This is a genomic window from Mesorhizobium sp. USDA 4775 (assembly GCF_054062655.1).
In genome coordinates, this window is record NZ_JBSSFM010000001.1 from 5882479 (window position 1) to 5897577 (window position 15099).

Below are 15099 nucleotides of genomic sequence, written 5' to 3' on the forward strand. Positions count from 1 at the left end.
GCTATCTTGCAACCTTCACGTTTCCGTGCGATAAATTCCGTGTTCGGGCATTTGCGACCCGGAGAGCGGAACGTTTTGGACGACCTTTCCCCGATACTGTGAATCTCTGACGGCCCCGTTTTTCGGCGGGGGGTTTGACCATGCGCCAATGCATGACTGCCGAAAGCAACCACCGGGAACTGCCCTCGACGCCAGGTGGCGGGCAGGACCACCAAAGACTGAACGGGTGAAGGAGTTTCCCCAATGGCCCAGACCGGCACCGTTAAATTCTTCAACGCGACCAAAGGCTTCGGTTTCATCACGCCCGACGGCGGCGCCAAGGACGTGTTCGTCCATATTTCCGCGATCGAGGCATCGGGCCTGCGCACGCTCGTCGACGGCCAGAAGGTCACCTTCGACGTCGAGCCGGACCGCATGGGCAAAGGCCCGAAGGCGGTCAACCTCCGCGCTGCCTGAACCATCGGCGCCGCGCGTCCCTGACGGCGGGCGAACGAGGGTTTCAAGCTTGCCCAGCCTGTGGGCATGCAGACAGATTTTTTAAAAAGGCGCGGCGATTTTCGTCGCGCCTTTTTTCATGTCGGTGGCGCAGCATGAATGCATGTCGCCCTGAAGTGGATCCTACTCCGTGTCAACGACATGCATCATAACAAGGGCTTAAAGCTGACGCGCTTTAAGTGCCCGCAAAACTTTCTCTTGCCGATGACGCTAAAATAAAGGACAAATTTCCTCTCGGGCATTTGCCGGCCCGAGACTGGAGTTTATGGGATCAAAGGAGCTTCCCATGCCGCAGACCGGCACCGTCAAATTCTTCAACCATGCCAAAGGCTTCGGCTTCATCACGCCGGACGATGGCGCGAAGGATGTCTTCGTCCATATTTCGGCCGTGCAGGCGTCGGGTCTTCCCGGTCTCGAAGATGGGCAGAAAGTAACATTCGACACCGAGCCGGACAAGCGCGGCAAGGGACCCAAGGCCGTCAACCTGTCGGTCGGCTGAGACTGTCGGCTCCAGCAGCGCAGCCAGCTCGATCAGAGCCTGGTTTTTGACGCCTCTCTTGGATCGGCAGGTCGAAATCCGTTCAGCCTCCGTTCAGCCACGGTCGCATATTAGTCTTGGGTAAAGCCGGACCGCATCCCCTGCAAAACTGCACGGCCCGGTACGAAGGAGACCAAGATGAACAGAATTTTCAAGACAGCCGTGCTGTCCGCCGCCATGGCGGCCACCATGCTTGTGGCCTTGCCCGCGGCCAACGCCGATGAATGGCGCCATCACCGCCACCACGGCAATGGCGACGCCATTGCCGCCGGTGTGCTTGGCCTCGCCGCCGGCGCCCTGATCGGTGGCGCGCTGGCCAATGACCAGCCACCGCCTGATGCTAACCGCTACTACGATGACGGCTACTACAATGACGGTTACTACGATCGTGACGTGCGGATCCGCCCGGCACCGGTTCGCCGCTACTATGTCGAACCGCGGGTGGTCTATGCGAATCGCTATGCCGAGCCGTGGACGCGTGACTGGTACGAATACTGCTCGGACCGCTATCGCAGCTTCAACTCCCGCACCGGCACCTTCACCGGCAATGACGGCGAGCAGCATTTTTGCACTGCAAACTGAGGCTTCCCTGCCCCAAACAAAAGAGCGCTGACCGCAAGGCCAGCGCTCCTTTGTTTTGACTCTACGACCTCGAGTGGAGGCGCTGATCTTAGACCAGGAACGGATTGGTCCGCCGCTCCTCGCCAAAACGGCCGCCAGGGCCGTGGCCGCAGATGAAGCCGATATCGTCGCCGAGCGGCAAGAGCTTGTCCTTGATCGAGGCGATCAGCGTTGCGTGGTCACCGCCGGGCAGGTCGGTGCGGCCGACCGAGCCACGAAACAGAACATCGCCGACATGGGCGAACTTGGCCGCGCGGTTGTAATAGACGACGTGGCCGGGCGCATGGCCGGGGCAATGCAGCACCTCGAATACGTGGCCGCCGAACGACACGGTCTCACCTTCGGTGAGGAACCGGTCGGGCACGCAGTTGCGCGCGCCGGCAATACCGTAGAGCCTGCCCTGTTTCTCCAGATTGTCGAGCAAAGGCTTGTCGGCTGCATGCGGGCCGATGATGTCGAGGCCGAGCGCTTCCTTCAGCTCCATGGCGCCGCCGGCATGGTCGATATGGCCGTGCGTGATCCAGATCGCCTCGGCTGTGATCGCATTGTCCTTCAGCACCGCCAGCACCTTGTCGATGTCGCCGCCCGGATCGACGACGACGCCGTGCTTGTCGTCCATGTCGAACAGGATGGTGCAGTTCTGCTGAAACGGTGTGACCGGCACGATGCCGGCATTGAGCTGACCCATGATCGTCCTTTCGATGTTCACGCGGTGATGTAGAGGCGCGAATGAAGGGCGTCCACCCTCGAAAGACGAACAGTCAGTCGTTGCACAAACAGAAATGGGCGGCCGAAGCCGCCCATTTGAACAAACCCGAGACCGTCAGACTTACTTCTTCATGGCGCCCATGACGGCGCCGATGATGCCGGTCAGGATCGCGCCGCCGCCGGCGCCACCGATGATGTTGTCGAGGTTGAGCGCACTGCCGAGACCGCTCGTCGCTGCAGCAGCCGCCGCCGGATCGACCGCGCCGTGGCCAAGCAGGCTGCCGAGGATTGCCGCGCCGCCGACGCCGCCAATGGCGCCACCCAGAATCTTGGGAAGCTGGCCCATCGCCGCGTTCTTGAGTGCAACACCGACCGCCTGACCACCGATGATACCCGTAATCACCTGTACAATGATCGGAAGAAGCGTTTCCATATGATTAGTCCCTCCATAGCTGCCAGCCTCCCGGGCCGACACCATCATGAGACGCCGAATTGACTGAAAGTCAAATGCAGAAACGCTGAAATAAAAGGGGCGGCCCGAAAACCACCCCTGCTTGCGCGAAAAGCTGTGACTATCGTTATTCTGCGGCGATCGCGTGCTTCGGCTGAACCGCGGCAGAATAGTCATTCATGAGATTCTTGGCGATTTCGCCAACCTCGAATCGGTAAGGTCCGATCTCCGAAACCGGCGTTACTTCCGCCGCCGTTCCGGTCAGGAAGCATTGTTCGAAGCCTTCGAGTTCTTCCGGCAGGATGGCGCGTTCGATCACTTCCAGGCCACGGTCCCTGGCGAGCCCAATGACCGTGCGGCGGGTGATGCCGTCGAGGAAGCAATCGGGCTTGGGTGTATGGATCTTGCCGCCCTTGACGAAGAAGATGTTGGCGCCGGTTGCCTCGGCGACCTGGCCGCGCCAGTCGAGCATCATGGCGTCGGCATAGCCTTTTGCTTCGGCGGCGTGCTTGGACATGGTGCAGATCATGTAAAGGCCGGCGGCCTTCGACTTCGACGGCGCCGTGCGCGGGTCGGGCCGGCGCCATTCCGCGACATCGAGGCGGATGCCCTTCAGCTTCTGCGCCGGATCGAAATAGCTCGGCCACTGCCAGATGGCGATGGCGACGTTGATGCGGTTGTTCTGCGCCGAAACGCCCATCTGCTCGCTGCCGCGCCAGGCGATCGGCCGGACATAGGCGTCCTGGAACCCTTGCTTCTTCAACAGCGTGGTCGAGGCGTCGTTGAGCTCGGCGACCGAGTAGGGAATCTTGAAGCCGAGCAGGCGCGCCGATTCATGCAGGCGCTCGGTGTGCTCGTTGAGCTTGAAGATCTCGCCGCCATAGGCGCGCTCGCCCTCGAAGACTGCGCTGGCGTAGTGCAGACCGTGGGTCAGAACATGGATCTTGGCGTCGCCCCACGCAACGAATTCGCCATTCATCCAGATGAAGCCGTCCAGTTGATCGAAGGGAACGGATGCCATGGTAACCTCCCGCGGGTCGCGGCCCGCATATCCTTAGTGTCGTAGCGTGTTCTTTTTGGCCGCGCCGTGTGATTGGAGACGCCGGCCGGTGTTGCGAAGCGTAGGCGGATAATCGCGCTCTGGCAAACTCAGGAAGTTCCGGAAAAACCGGCCTGCCTTGCCTTTTCGTTCGCAATCCGCCCAAAAGCTTGTCAAAAATTACCATTGCAGGGAAATTACGTCAATAGTACTGACATAATCTCCCGTTCCCATGGAGAAATGATGACGGATCGAAGCCCAGCCGCCGGAAAGCCGATCAGGACCGCGATGTCAATCGAGGACGGCATAGACTTCGCCATCATCGAACTGTTCTTCTTTGCCTATCGCGACTTCACCTCCGATCCCGATCAGATCCTGGCTGACTATGGCTTCGGTCGCGCCCACCATAGGGTGCTGCATTTCGTCAACCGCCGGCCGGGCCTGACGGTCGCCGAACTGCTCGACGTGCTGAAGATCACCAAGCAGAGCCTGGCGCGCGTGCTCAAGCAGCTCATCGACACCGACCATGTCGTGCAATTGCAAGGTCCGCGCGACCGCCGCCAGCGCGAACTCTATCCCACCGCCAAGGGCCGCGCGCTGGCGCTGGCCCTGGCGCGGCCACAGTCACGCCGCATCCGTGCTGCATTGGAAGATTCCGGCGCCACCGAACGGGCCTTGGTGGAACGCTTCCTCGAAGCGATGGTCAATCCGGAACTGAGAGCTCAGATCGACGTTGGGTCCGCAAAAATGTCAGGAAAAAGCCATGGAGAGCACTGAGAGGGTCGATCAGGCGGCCGCACCGGACGACGACGCGCCGCATCTGCTTGTGGTCGACGACGACACCCGCATCCGCAATCTTCTCAAACAGTATCTGACTGAAAACGGCTTTCGCGTCACCGTCGCCGGCAATGCCGGCGAGGCCAGGCGCAAGCTCGCCGGCCTCGACTTCGACCTGCTTGTGCTCGACGTCATGATGCCCGGCGAAAGCGGCGTCGATCTCACCAAATCGCTGCGCGCCGAAAAGAACGTGCCGATCCTGATGCTGACCGCGCTTTCGGAAACCGACAGCCGCATCTTGGGGCTCGAGGCCGGCGCCGACGACTATCTGCCAAAACCCTTCGACCCGCGCGAGCTGATCCTGCGCATCAACAACATCCTGCGCCGCGGCGGCCCGGCGACCACGCCCAAGGTCGAACAGCTGGTCTTCGGCCCCTACACGTTCCAGATCGCCAGGCGTGAACTGAAGCGCGGCGGCGAGGCGCTGAAACTGACCGACCGCGAGCAGGAGATCCTGGCCATCTTTGCCGCGCGGGCCGGCGAGACCATCCCGCGCCACGAACTGGTCGGCGACGATTCGGAGGTCGGCGAGCGCACCATCGACGTGCAGATCAACCGGCTGCGCCGCAAGATCGAGCGCGATCCGTCCAATCCTGTCTGGCTGCAGACCGTGCGCGGTATTGGGTATCGGCTCAGCGTGGAATAGAATACCGGCCGCGGCTCTGGAGCATGATCCCGAAAAGTGGGAACCGGTTTTCGGAAAAGATCGTGCTCCAACAAAGAGTTAGATCGGGAAGACGATTTAACGGAATCGTCTTCCTGGTCGAGGGCCGCGGGCGAAATGAAAAGAGCCAATGGCAACGACGGAACTGGAAGGGCCGGGACCTGACGGCTTGAGCGCACGCGCTACGCGAACGCTCAAGGCGGTGCCGCGCATCTGGAACCGCTTCTGGCGGCTCGTTTCGCTTTACATGCCCAAGCGCCTTTACGCGCGCTCGCTGATCATCGTCATCGCGCCGATGATCCTGCTGCAATCGGTGGTCGCCTTCGTCTTCATGGAGCGCCATTGGGCAACGGTGACGCAGCGCCTGTCGCAGGCCACCGTGCGCGACATCGCCGCCATCATCGACCTGATCGAGACCTATCCGCACGACGCCGACTACGCCAACGTCATCCGCATCGCCCAGGACCGCATGCAGCTGAAGGTTGACCTGTTGCCGCCGGATCCCTTGCCGCCGCCCGGTCCCAAACCGTTCTTCTCGATCCTCGACGACGTTCTCTCGTCCGAGATCACCCGCCAGATCAACCGGCCGTTCTGGATCGACACGGTCGGCAATTCCAACATCGTCGAGGTGCGCGTCCAGCTCGAGAACAAGGTGCTGCGCGTCTTCGTGCGCCGCAGCCAGGCCTATGCCTCCAACACCCACATCTTCCTGATCTGGATGGTCGGCACCTCGCTGGTGCTGCTGATGATCGCCATCCCCTTCCTGCGCAACCAGATCCGACCGATCCTGACGCTTGCCGAGGCCGCCGAAAGCTTCGGCAAGGGCCGGCCGATGCCGCGCGATTTTCGCCCGCGCGGCGCCGAGGAGGTGCGCCGCGCCGGCTTTGCCTTCATCCAGATGCGCGAGCGCATCGAGCGCCAGATCGACCAGCGCACCGCCATGCTGACCGGCGTCAGCCATGATCTCAGGACCATCCTCACCCGCTTCAAGCTGCAGCTGGCGCTGGCCGGCGGCAAGGCCGAGACCAAGGCGGCGCTCAACCAGGACATCGACGACATGCAGTCGATGCTGGAAGGCTATCTCGCCTTTGCCCGCGGCGAAGCCTCGGAGGACCCGGGACGTTTCGATCTCGAAGCCTATTTCCAGAAGCTCAGCGACGAGGCCGCCTTGCGCAAATGCAAGCTGTCGACGACGCTTTCCGGTGATCCGACCGTGCATGTGCGGCCGAACGCCTTCGCGCGGCTGTTGTCCAACGTCATCGGCAATGCCTTCCGCTATGCCAAGACGGTGGAGGTCAGCGCCGATCACGGCCGTGGCTCGCTCGTGGTCACCGTCGACGACAATGGTCCCGGCATTCCGGCCGACAGGCGCGAGGACGTGTTCAAACCCTTCGTGCGGCTCGACGAAGCCCGCAACCTCGATGCCAGCGGCACAGGGCTCGGCCTGTCGATCGCCCGCGACATCGCCCGCAGCCATGGCGGCGACATCACCCTCGACGACAGCCCGCTCGGCGGCCTGCGCGCGGTGATCAAGGTTCCAGCCTAGGCGGAGCATGATCCCGAAAAGTGGAAACCGGTTTTCGGATAAGATCATGCTCCCAGAAGGACTGCTTCATCCGCCCGTCATGAAATCATGGTGAAGAGCGCGCATGAAACGCGCGACTTCACTTGATTCGGCCTTGCCGCCTCGCTTCGATCCCGTCCCCGCCCGGGTGCGCTGGAGCGAAGCGAGGGCTGGCGGCTGGTCGCCGTTCCGGCATCGTCTCAAGGCAACCGTCGACCTTTCCAGCAAAGGGCCGCCATGCGCATATTGATGGTCACCGACGCCTGGCGCCCGCAGGTCAACGGCGTCGTCCACACGCTGGAGCGGCTCACCGAAACGCTGAAGTCCTTCGACGTCGCGGTGGATTTCCTGACACCCAACATCTTTCGCACGCTCCCCCTGCCGACCTACCCCGACATCAGGCTGGCGCTGACCACGCCAGGCCATGTCGCGCGCCTGATCGACGCCTACAAGGCCGACCATATCCACATCGTCACCGAAGGGCCGCTCGGCATCATGGCGCGGCGCTATTGCCGCAATGCCGGCCGGCCGTTCACCACCAGCTATCACACGCGCTTTCCCGAATATCTCAGCGCCCGCCTGCCGGTGCCGGAAAGCTGGGCCTATCGCTGGCTGCGCGACTTCCACAATTCCGGCCAGGGCACGCTGGTCGCCACCCAGTCGCTCGCCGATGACCTTTCGGCGCGCGGCTTCAACAAGCTGAGGCCATGGACGCGCGGCGTCGACACCGACCATTTCCGCCCGGACAAGCGCAAGGACCTCGGCCTCCCCGGCCCGGTGTTCCTCTGCGTCGGCCGCGTCGCCATCGAGAAGAACCTCTCCGCCTTCCTCGACCTCGACCTGCCCGGCAGCAAGGTGATCGTCGGCGAAGGTCCGGAGCTTGCCAAGCTCAAGTCCCGCTACCCCAACGCGCATTTCCTCGGCCATCGTCCCAATGACGAGTTGGCGGAGATCTATGCCTCGGCCGATGTCTTCGTCTTCCCCAGCCGCACCGACACCTTCGGCAATGTCATCATCGAGGCGCTGGCCAGCGGCACGCCGGTCGCCGCCTATCCGGTGACCGGGCCAATCGACATTGTCGGCGACGGCTTTGGCGGCGCGGTCTCCAACGATTTGCGCGAAGCCGCGCTCGCCGCGCTCGGGGTCGACCGTGCGCAGGCACGAGAACGCGCCATGCGCTACAGCTGGAAAGCCTGTGCGGAAATGTTTCTCGACACGGTCGAGGAAGCGCTCGGCAGGACGCGCAAGCTGGCGGCCTAAGGACATCGCGGCCTGGGATGTGTTGAGATTCAGGTCAGGCCGAGCCGAGATTGGTGCTCTCCGGGAACCGGGGACGAGCGTACTTTTGGTACGTGAGCTCAGTTCTACTGCGACGCAGTAGAACGGGGAAGCGCAGGAGACCGCCGTTCGCAGGTCGGCATCACCTGAATATCAACGCATCCTAAAACAGCCGCCCGCCGTCCGGCACCTTGCGCTCGATGGCGCCAAGCACCACGGCGCCCTCCTCATCGGGAAAGCCCAGTGTCAGCACTTCCGACATGAACGGCCCGATCTGGCGCGGCGGAAAATTGACCACGGCGAACACCTGCCGGCCGACCAGCGTCTCCGGCGCATAGTATTTGGTGATCTGCGCCGACGATTTCTTGATGCCGATGTGGGGTCCGAAATCGATCTTAAGCTTGAAGGCAGGCTTGCGCGCTTCCGGAAACGGTTCGGCCTCGACGATCGTGCCGGCGCGGATGTCGACACGATCGAAATCGGCAAAACTGATCTCAGGCTTACGCTCGCTGCTCGAACTCATCTCGTCTTGTCTGCCTCGCCGCCGCTCAAGCGTTGCCGTAGGTCTCGAACAGCACGCCAGCCAGCGCATCCTTGGCCGAGGTTCCCGACCAGACGACGAACTGGAAAGCCTGGAAATAGCATTCGCAGGCTTCCAGCGCCGAGGACAGAAGCACCTCCACCTGCTGGCTCGACGGCTCGACCCCGCCGGCCAAAAGCAGCGACTGACGGAACATGATCGCGCCTTCCTGCTCCCAGAGGTCGAAATGCCCGAACAGCATCTGCTCGTTGATCAGCGACAACAGCCGCATCACTTCCAGCGCCCGGGTCTCCGGCACCTTGATATCGAAGGCGCAGGCCAGATGCAGCGCCTCGAAATCCTCCATCCAGGAGAAGGAGACGTGATAGTCGGTCCAGCTGCCTGCGACCGAGATCGAAATTTCATCGTCGCCGGCCCGTTCGAAGGACCAGTCATTGTTGTGGGCCACCTGCTCGATAACATCCACCGGATGGATTTCGCGGGAGAATTCGAGTTCGAGAAGTTCCATGGAATGCTTCCTGTCGTTCTGAGGAGCGCCGCCACACGCTCCGCGGGAGGGCACACACAACGAACAATCTGATTTAGAACTCGGACGGCCAGGACTTTCTTCGCGCTAAAGACTACTTCTCGACGCAAAGACCCCAGACCGGACCCCACCGCCCGGCCGCATGACCCTGCTCCGAATCATGCAACAAATTCAGTCTATTGATCGGGAGTCGCGTGAACAGCCCAATTTTTCGCACTGCGTCATTCGCATGTGGAAAGGCGCTGTCACAAAGATTCATGCAATGCCGTTAAGCGATTCACGGCAAAGCGATTTTCAGGATCGGACTATGTGGAAAAGTTTAACGATTATTTTTTTGCGCGGGGCTTCGCCGCCGCCGCTGGTGCGGCATCGCCGGCGAATTCGGCGAGCTTGGCCTCGAGCGCTTCGATGCGGGCGGCAAGCCTTGCATTTTCGTCCCTGGCCTTGGCGGCCATCTCGCGCGCGGCCTCGAATTCCTCGCGCTGCACCACGTCCATCGAATTGAGGATGCGCTCCGCCTGGCCCTTGAAGGCGGTCTCGACCTCGCGGCGCACGCCCTGCGCGGCACCCGCTGCATCAGTCATCAGCTTGGCGAATTCATCGAGAATGCGGTTCGGTCCGGTCGACATGGCAAATCCTCGCTTTGCTCGAAATGACGTAGTGGCGCGGAGCGCCGAATGCAAGAACGTTGAGGGCCGGTGCGGCATCAAGTCGGATCCCTCACCAAATCACTGGCAAAATCACTGGCAAACTCGATCAATAACTATTATTGTTCTAGGATGTTTTTAGGAGCGCCGTCATGGCCATCAGCGCAGACTTGGGCAGCCGTCTCGAAGATGTCGTGAACCAGCTCGTCAGCACGGGCCGCTACAATTCGAAGAGCGAAGTGCTGCGTGAGGGCGTTCGCCTCGTCGAAGAGCGGGAGAAGCGCCTCGCCGCCCTCGATGCAGCCCTCACCAAAGGCATCGCAGATGCCAATGCAGGCAGAGTTAAGCCTGGTGACGAGGTACTGAACAGGCTTGAAGCCAAATACAGGGCAATGGCAGAGAAGACCAAGTGAGGCAATTGGTCTTCACAGATCAAGCCGAGGCAGATCTTGAAGCCATTGGTGATTGCATCGCGCTCAACAGTCCATTCCGGGCCATAACGCAGGAATTGCGCCGCGATTGTATGGAGCTGTGCACCATGCCGGAGCGCTATCCGCTCCTTGAGCGGCATTGATCGCCAGGCATCCGGCGACGCGTCCACGGCAACTATCTGATTTCTATCGCGTTGGCACCGACACCGTGGAGGTACTGCACATAATACATGGTGCGATGGACATCGAGACGATCTTGTTTCCGGAAAATCGACAACATGAAGGCGCCCTATACGGGCTGGCGCTAAGTCGCCTATTGTGGCGTTTTCATCGCGACTTCCGCCAAGCACGAGTCACCTCCAGTCAGGGTCACCCAATGGCAACGCCCCCACGCCGACCGACAAATCCGTTCGCGGCCGCCGAAGCGGCCTTCAAGCCGGTCAAGAAGCCGGCAGCGCCCGTTCGCGAACCCTCGACCGCCCCGAATGTGCGCGAGCTTGTTTCGATCCGCATCGACCGGGCCGTGCTCGACCATTTCCAGGAAGACGGTCCAGGCTGGCAGGACAGGATCAACGACGCATTGCGGCAATGGGTGGCCGCAAAGGGTTGAGCGCACCACCCCCACGGCGCGATGGCTGGCAATGGTGACCCGTCGCGACACTTGACGGCGACCAGCTTGCCTTGACCCTGCCAAAACCCTGCCGCATGGTCCGCGCCCGAATGCGACCGCAACCGAGAGCTCCCCGTTGAACGAATATTTCCTGCTGCCGCTGGCCTCGTTGCCCTTCCCAAACATCAACCCGATCCTCATCCAGATCGGGCCGCTGGCGGTGCACTGGTACGGCGTCGGCTACATCGTCGGCATCCTCTTTGCCTGGTGGTATGCCAAGCGGCTCGCCGCCAATCCGAAGCTTTGGCCCGACGGTATCCTGCCTATGAAGCCGGAGGATCTCGACGATTTCATCGTCTGGGCGGCCATCGGAGTCGTCCTCGGCGGTCGCACCGGCTATGTGCTGTTTTACGACCTGGCGCGCTATATCGCGCACCCGCTCGACATCTTCGCCGTCTGGCAAGGCGGCATGTCGTTCCATGGCGGCCTGCTTGGCGTCATCCTCGCCATGACGCTGTTTTCCATCAAGCGCGGCATCCGCACTTGGTCGCTGTTCGATGTCGTGGCCGCCGGCGTGCCGGTTGGGCTCGGTCTGGTGCGCGTCGCCAACTTCATCAATTCCGAGCTCTGGGGCCGGCCGACGGATGTGCCCTGGGCAATAGAATTCCCCAATGGCGGGCCGTTCACCCGCCATCCGAGCCAGCTCTACGAGGCCCTGCTCGAGGGCCTGGTTCTGTTCCTGGTCCTGCGCATCCTCACCCATTCGCGCCTCAAGCTGAAGACGCCGCGCTTCGTCGGCGGCGCCTTCATCTGCGGCTATGGCCTGTCGCGCATCTTCGTCGAGTTCTTCCGCGAACCCGACCAGCAGCTCGGCTACCTCCTCGGCACCAACTGGCTGACAATGGGCATGATCTTGTCGACGCCGATGGTGTTGGCCGGCATCTGGGCGATGGCCACAGCCAAGCCGGTGAAGCAAGCACAGCCGCAGGCGACATGACGCGGCTGAAGACCCGCATCGTTGACCTGATCGAGGCGCTCGGCCCCCTTCCCGTCAACGAATACATGGCCATGTGCCTGTTCGACCCCGCGGACGGCTACTACACGACACGCGAGCCCTTCGGCGCCGCTGGCGACTTCGTCACCGCGCCGGAGATCAGCCAGATGTTCGGCGAACTCGTCGCGGTCTGGCTTTATCAAGCTTGGACAGCGATTGGCCGGCCGATGCCAGTGACCATCGCCGAGATCGGCCCCGGTCGCGGCACGCTGATGAAGGACATGCTGCGCACCCTGTCGCGGCTCGATCCTGATCTGGCCAATGGCGCCGCCTTCGCCATGATCGAGACCAGCCCGCGCCTGACTGAAATCCAGAAGCAGACGCTCGACGTGACACCTTTCGCGGTTCGTTGGCACGAGACCATCGACACGCTGCCCGATCAGCCGCTGCTCATCGTCGGCAATGAATTGTTCGACGCCGTGCCGGTCCGCCAGTTCGTCCGCGCCGGCACGGGCTGGCGCGAGCGCATGGTCGGCCTCGACGACGAGGACACGCTCTGTTTCTTCGCCGGCGCCGGCTCGGTCGACCCGACGCTGCTGCCCCCCGACGCCGCTGAAGCGCCGCAGGGCGCGATCGTCGAAGTGGCACCGGCTCGCACCGCGCTGATGGCCGCCATTGCCGGCCGCATGGCCCCAAACGGCGGCGCCGGCCTGTTTCTCGACTATGGCCATCTGCAGCCGGGGGTCGGCGACACGCTGCAGGCTCTGCGCCAGCACAATCACGAAGATGTGCTGGCCAACCCCGGCGAGGCCGATCTCACCTCGCATGTCGATTTCGCCGCCCTTGCCGCCACCGTGCGCGCATATGGTCTCGACGCCCATCTGTCGACGCAAGGCGATTTCCTGCTCGGCATGGGCATTCTCGAGCGCGCCGGCCGGCTTGGCGCCGATGGCGACCAGGCGGCCCGCGACAAGATATCAGGCGATGTCGAGCGTCTCGCCGGGCCACAGGCCATGGGCGAACTGTTCAAGGTGCTTGCCGTCCTGCCGCGCGGAGTGCCGATCCGGCCCTTTTCGACGGCGGATTGACTTTTCACCGCTACCCCTCCCAATCTCGCGTCCGGTAAAAGAGCGGCCGAACCGCCGGCCGTCTCGCTTCCCGACTTTTTCTTGACGAAACCGCCCACACGGACAACAACGCCCGCATGCTGAATCAGACCAAACCGGATCCCGTTCGGTCACCGCTGCTGGACAAGGCGCAGGCACAAGGCATCCGCCATGGCTATTTCACCCGCACGGGTGGGGTCTCGACCGGCATCTACCAGGGGCTCAACATCGGCACCGGGTCGGATGACGACAAGGCGCTGGTGGCCGAGAATCGCGCCCGTGTCGCCGCCTGGATGGGCGTGCCGGCAAGCCATCTGCTGACCGCCTGGCAGGTCCATTCGCCCGACGTCATTATCGCCAGGGAACCCTTTGCCGGCGAACGGCCCAAGGCCGATGCCATCGTCACCGACCGCCCGGGCATCGCCATCGGCGCCTCGACCGCCGACTGTGGCCCGGTGCTGTTTGCCGATTCCGGCGCACGCATCATCGGCGCGGCGCATGCCGGCTGGAAAGGCGCTTTTACGGGCGTGCTGGAAAACACCATTGCCGCCATGGAAAGCCTGGGCGCCCGGCGCGAAAACATCGTCGCCGTGCTCGGCCCCTCGATCGGCCCCGCCAATTACGAAGTCGGGCCGGAATTCGTCGCCCGCTTCGTCGAGGCCGACGCGGAAAACATTGGCTATTTCGCGCCCTCCGCCACATCAGGCCATGCCATGTTCGACCTCGTCAGCTACACGGTCGACCGGCTCATCAGGGCCGGCGTGACCGCTGAAGGCCTCGGCCGCTGCACCTATGCCGAGGAAGATCTGTTTTACTCCTACCGGCGCACCACGCACCGCAAGGAACCCGATTACGGCCGGCAGGTTTCGGCCATCGTTTTGGAGAGTGAATAATGGCGCTGCATTTTGAACGATCGGAATTTGACGCGCGGCGCGACCGGCTGATGATCGAGATGGCCGAGAAGAAGCTCGACGCCATCCTGCTGTTCGCGCAGGAAAGCATGTACTGGCTGACCGGCTACGACACGTTCGGCTTCTGCTTCTTCCAGTGCCTGGTGGTGAAGGCCGACGGCTCGATGGTGCTCTTGACCCGCTCGGCCGACCTGCGCCAGGCGCGCCACACCTCGATCATCGACAACATCGTGCTGTGGACCGACCGCAACGGCGCCAACCCGGCGGTCGACCTGCGCAACCTGCTCAACGACCTCGACCTGCTTGGCGCCCGTATTGGGGTCGAATACGACACCCATGGCCTGACCGCCTACAATGGCCGCCGGCTGGACGAGCAGTTGCAGACCTTCGGCCAGATCGCCGACGCATCCGGCATTGTCGGCCGGCTGCGACTGTTCAAGAGCCCGGCCGAGATCGCCAAGGCCGAGAAGGCCGCCAATCTCTCCGACGACGCGCTGGACGCGGCACTGCCGCTGATCAAGCAGGGCGGCGACGAGGCGCTGATCCTGGCCGCCATGCAGGGCGCGATCTTTGCCGGCGGCGGCGACTATCCCGCCAATGAGTTCATCATCGGTTCGGGCGTCGATGCGCTGCTGTGCCGCTACAAGGCCGGCCGCCGCAAGCTCACCAAGAACGACCAGCTGACGCTAGAATGGGCCGGTGTCTTCCATCACTACCATGCGCCGATGATGCGCACGGTGCTGACCGGCAAGGTGTCGAAGCGCCATCAGGAGCTGTTCGACGCCGCGCGTGCCGCCCTTCTCGCGGTGGAAAAGGCGATGACGCCGGGCAATACGTTCGGCGACGTCTTCGACGCCCACGCCCGCACCATGGAGGCGCACGGCCTGACCAAGCACCGGCTGAACGCCTGCGGCTACTCCGTCGGCGCCCGCTTCACGCCGTCCTGGATGGACATGCCGATGTTCTACCAGGGCAATCCCGAGCCGATCGCGCCGCACATGACGCTGTTCGCCCACATGATCATCATGGATTCCGAGACCGAGACGGCGATGACGCTTGGCCGCACCTACCTGACCACCGAATCCCAGCCGAAGCCGCTTTCCCGCCATGATCTCGACTTGATCGTACAGTGAATCCA

General features: G+C 62.6%; 20 protein-coding genes. 14 read left to right on the top strand and 6 right to left on the bottom strand.

Going from position 1 to position 15099, the window contains the following annotated elements; translation table 11 throughout:
- Nucleotides 1-243: 243 nt before the first annotated feature.
- The 3 genes from ACVILI_RS28915 to ACVILI_RS28925 all read left to right on the top strand — a co-directional run bounded on the left by ACVILI_RS28915 (nt 244) and on the right by ACVILI_RS28925 (nt 1615).
- The gene (locus ACVILI_RS28915; protein ID WP_006202520.1) at nt 244-456 is read left to right on the top strand and encodes a cold-shock protein; all 213 of its coding nucleotides are present in this window, start codon (nt 244-246) and stop codon (nt 454-456) included.
- A gap of 325 nt (nt 457-781) precedes the next feature.
- Nucleotides 782-994, top strand: coding sequence for a cold-shock protein (locus ACVILI_RS28920; protein WP_008877668.1), 213 nt, complete (start codon nt 782-784; stop codon nt 992-994).
- A 177-nt stretch (nt 995-1171) separates the two neighbouring features.
- Complete coding sequence (locus ACVILI_RS28925; protein WP_019860628.1) at nt 1172-1615, top strand: BA14K family protein; 444 nt, start codon at nt 1172-1174, stop codon at nt 1613-1615.
- A gap of 88 nt (nt 1616-1703) precedes the next feature.
- Here the strand turns inward: ACVILI_RS28925 and ACVILI_RS28930 are convergent, their stop codons facing one another.
- The 3 genes from ACVILI_RS28930 to ACVILI_RS28940 form a co-directional block, all read right to left on the bottom strand.
- Entirely contained in the window at nt 1704-2342 is a 639-nt protein-coding gene (locus ACVILI_RS28930; RefSeq protein WP_027047294.1) for an MBL fold metallo-hydrolase, read from the bottom strand.
- A 141-nt stretch (nt 2343-2483) separates the two neighbouring features.
- A complete protein-coding gene (locus ACVILI_RS28935) occupies nt 2484-2795 on the bottom strand; it encodes a hypothetical protein (RefSeq protein WP_019860630.1) in 312 nt (103 codons plus the stop codon).
- A gap of 145 nt (nt 2796-2940) precedes the next feature.
- Nucleotides 2941-3834 carry a branched-chain amino acid aminotransferase gene (locus ACVILI_RS28940; RefSeq protein WP_038649069.1) on the bottom strand — a complete coding sequence of 298 codons (894 nt, stop codon included), beginning with the start codon at nt 3832-3834 and terminating at the stop codon, nt 2941-2943.
- Between the two features lie 261 nt (nt 3835-4095).
- Between ACVILI_RS28940 and ACVILI_RS28945 the strand changes: the two genes are divergently transcribed.
- The 4 genes from ACVILI_RS28945 to ACVILI_RS28960 all read left to right on the top strand — a co-directional run bounded on the left by ACVILI_RS28945 (nt 4096) and on the right by ACVILI_RS28960 (nt 8177).
- On the top strand, nt 4096-4629 hold the full coding sequence (locus ACVILI_RS28945) for a MarR family winged helix-turn-helix transcriptional regulator (protein WP_027047295.1): 534 nt from the start codon (nt 4096-4098) through the stop codon (nt 4627-4629).
- A complete protein-coding gene (locus ACVILI_RS28950) occupies nt 4616-5335 on the top strand; it encodes a response regulator (RefSeq protein ID WP_019860633.1) in 720 nt (239 codons plus the stop codon). The genes ACVILI_RS28945 and ACVILI_RS28950 overlap by 14 nt, the downstream gene beginning before the upstream one ends.
- A gap of 148 nt (nt 5336-5483) precedes the next feature.
- Entirely contained in the window at nt 5484-6899 is a 1416-nt protein-coding gene (locus ACVILI_RS28955) for an ATP-binding protein (protein ID WP_019860635.1), read from the top strand.
- A gap of 255 nt (nt 6900-7154) precedes the next feature.
- A complete protein-coding gene (locus ACVILI_RS28960; protein WP_038649071.1) occupies nt 7155-8177 on the top strand; it encodes a glycosyltransferase family 4 protein in 1023 nt (340 codons plus the stop codon).
- A 181-nt stretch (nt 8178-8358) separates the two neighbouring features.
- On the opposite strand, the gene ACVILI_RS28965 is transcribed toward ACVILI_RS28960, so the two are convergent.
- The 3 genes from ACVILI_RS28965 to ACVILI_RS28975 form a co-directional block, all read right to left on the bottom strand.
- Nucleotides 8359-8718, bottom strand: a complete 360-nt coding sequence (locus ACVILI_RS28965) for a tRNA-binding protein (protein WP_038649074.1) — start codon at nt 8716-8718, stop codon at nt 8359-8361.
- A 25-nt stretch (nt 8719-8743) separates the two neighbouring features.
- Nucleotides 8744-9244: a type III secretion system chaperone family protein gene (locus ACVILI_RS28970; RefSeq protein WP_013893499.1), complete on the bottom strand. Its 501-nt coding sequence runs from the start codon at nt 9242-9244 to the stop codon at nt 8744-8746.
- Between the two features lie 344 nt (nt 9245-9588).
- Nucleotides 9589-9891, bottom strand: coding sequence for an accessory factor UbiK family protein (locus ACVILI_RS28975; protein ID WP_019860641.1), 303 nt, complete (start codon nt 9889-9891; stop codon nt 9589-9591).
- 170 nt (nt 9892-10061) lie between these two features.
- Here ACVILI_RS28975 and ACVILI_RS28980 point away from each other — a divergent pair, with 170 nt between their 5' ends.
- From ACVILI_RS28980 to ACVILI_RS29010, 7 genes are all read left to right on the top strand, one after another.
- Nucleotides 10062-10322, top strand: a complete 261-nt coding sequence (locus tag ACVILI_RS28980; protein WP_019860642.1) for a type II toxin-antitoxin system ParD family antitoxin — start codon at nt 10062-10064, stop codon at nt 10320-10322.
- Nucleotides 10319-10483, top strand: a complete 165-nt coding sequence (locus tag ACVILI_RS28985; protein ID WP_457102686.1) for a type II toxin-antitoxin system RelE/ParE family toxin — start codon at nt 10319-10321, stop codon at nt 10481-10483. The genes ACVILI_RS28980 and ACVILI_RS28985 overlap by 4 nt, the downstream gene beginning before the upstream one ends.
- 233 nt (nt 10484-10716) lie before the next feature.
- Nucleotides 10717-10950, top strand: coding sequence for a BrnA antitoxin family protein (locus ACVILI_RS28990; protein WP_019860643.1), 234 nt, complete (start codon nt 10717-10719; stop codon nt 10948-10950).
- Nucleotides 10951-11086: 136 nt separating this feature from the next.
- The gene (gene lgt, locus ACVILI_RS28995; RefSeq protein ID WP_019860644.1) at nt 11087-11947 is read left to right on the top strand and encodes a prolipoprotein diacylglyceryl transferase; all 861 of its coding nucleotides are present in this window, start codon (nt 11087-11089) and stop codon (nt 11945-11947) included.
- On the top strand, nt 11944-13032 hold the full coding sequence (locus ACVILI_RS29000; protein ID WP_027047296.1) for a class I SAM-dependent methyltransferase: 1089 nt from the start codon (nt 11944-11946) through the stop codon (nt 13030-13032). The genes lgt and ACVILI_RS29000 overlap by 4 nt, the downstream gene beginning before the upstream one ends.
- A gap of 116 nt (nt 13033-13148) precedes the next feature.
- Nucleotides 13149-13943, top strand: a complete 795-nt coding sequence (gene pgeF / locus ACVILI_RS29005) for a peptidoglycan editing factor PgeF (protein ID WP_038649079.1) — start codon at nt 13149-13151, stop codon at nt 13941-13943.
- On the top strand, nt 13943-15094 hold the full coding sequence (locus ACVILI_RS29010; RefSeq protein ID WP_019860648.1) for a M24 family metallopeptidase: 1152 nt from the start codon (nt 13943-13945) through the stop codon (nt 15092-15094). The genes pgeF and ACVILI_RS29010 overlap by 1 nt, the downstream gene beginning before the upstream one ends.
- The last annotated feature ends 5 nt before the right edge of the window (nt 15095-15099 follow it).

Bases quoted from the DNA above. Each gene is read 5' to 3' on its own strand.
- ACVILI_RS28930 (WP_027047294.1), bottom strand. From the start codon at position 2,342: ATGGGTCAGCTCAATGCCGGCATCGTGCCGGTCACACCGTTTCAGCAG.
- ACVILI_RS28965 (WP_038649074.1), bottom strand. From the start codon at position 8,718: ATGAGTTCGAGCAGCGAGCGTAAGCCTGAGATCAGTTTTGCCGATTTC.
- ACVILI_RS28950 (WP_019860633.1), top strand. From the start codon at position 4,616: ATGGAGAGCACTGAGAGGGTCGATCAGGCGGCCGCACCGGACGACGAC.
- ACVILI_RS28945 (WP_027047295.1), top strand. From the start codon at position 4,096: ATGACGGATCGAAGCCCAGCCGCCGGAAAGCCGATCAGGACCGCGATG.
- ACVILI_RS28970 (WP_013893499.1), bottom strand. From the start codon at position 9,244: ATGGAACTTCTCGAACTCGAATTCTCCCGCGAAATCCATCCGGTGGAT.
- ACVILI_RS29010 (WP_019860648.1), top strand. From the start codon at position 13,943: ATGGCGCTGCATTTTGAACGATCGGAATTTGACGCGCGGCGCGACCGG.
- ACVILI_RS28925 (WP_019860628.1), top strand. From the start codon at position 1,172: ATGAACAGAATTTTCAAGACAGCCGTGCTGTCCGCCGCCATGGCGGCC.
- ACVILI_RS28990 (WP_019860643.1), top strand. From the start codon at position 10,717: ATGGCAACGCCCCCACGCCGACCGACAAATCCGTTCGCGGCCGCCGAA.
- ACVILI_RS28920 (WP_008877668.1), top strand. From the start codon at position 782: ATGCCGCAGACCGGCACCGTCAAATTCTTCAACCATGCCAAAGGCTTC.
- ACVILI_RS28940 (WP_038649069.1), bottom strand. From the start codon at position 3,834: ATGGCATCCGTTCCCTTCGATCAACTGGACGGCTTCATCTGGATGAAT.
- ACVILI_RS28960 (WP_038649071.1), top strand. From the start codon at position 7,155: ATGCGCATATTGATGGTCACCGACGCCTGGCGCCCGCAGGTCAACGGC.
- ACVILI_RS28915 (WP_006202520.1), top strand. From the start codon at position 244: ATGGCCCAGACCGGCACCGTTAAATTCTTCAACGCGACCAAAGGCTTC.
- pgeF (WP_038649079.1), top strand. From the start codon at position 13,149: ATGCTGAATCAGACCAAACCGGATCCCGTTCGGTCACCGCTGCTGGAC.
- ACVILI_RS28980 (WP_019860642.1), top strand. From the start codon at position 10,062: ATGGCCATCAGCGCAGACTTGGGCAGCCGTCTCGAAGATGTCGTGAAC.
- ACVILI_RS29000 (WP_027047296.1), top strand. From the start codon at position 11,944: ATGACGCGGCTGAAGACCCGCATCGTTGACCTGATCGAGGCGCTCGGC.
- ACVILI_RS28975 (WP_019860641.1), bottom strand. From the start codon at position 9,891: ATGTCGACCGGACCGAACCGCATTCTCGATGAATTCGCCAAGCTGATG.
- ACVILI_RS28935 (WP_019860630.1), bottom strand. From the start codon at position 2,795: ATGGAAACGCTTCTTCCGATCATTGTACAGGTGATTACGGGTATCATC.
- ACVILI_RS28955 (WP_019860635.1), top strand. From the start codon at position 5,484: ATGGCAACGACGGAACTGGAAGGGCCGGGACCTGACGGCTTGAGCGCA.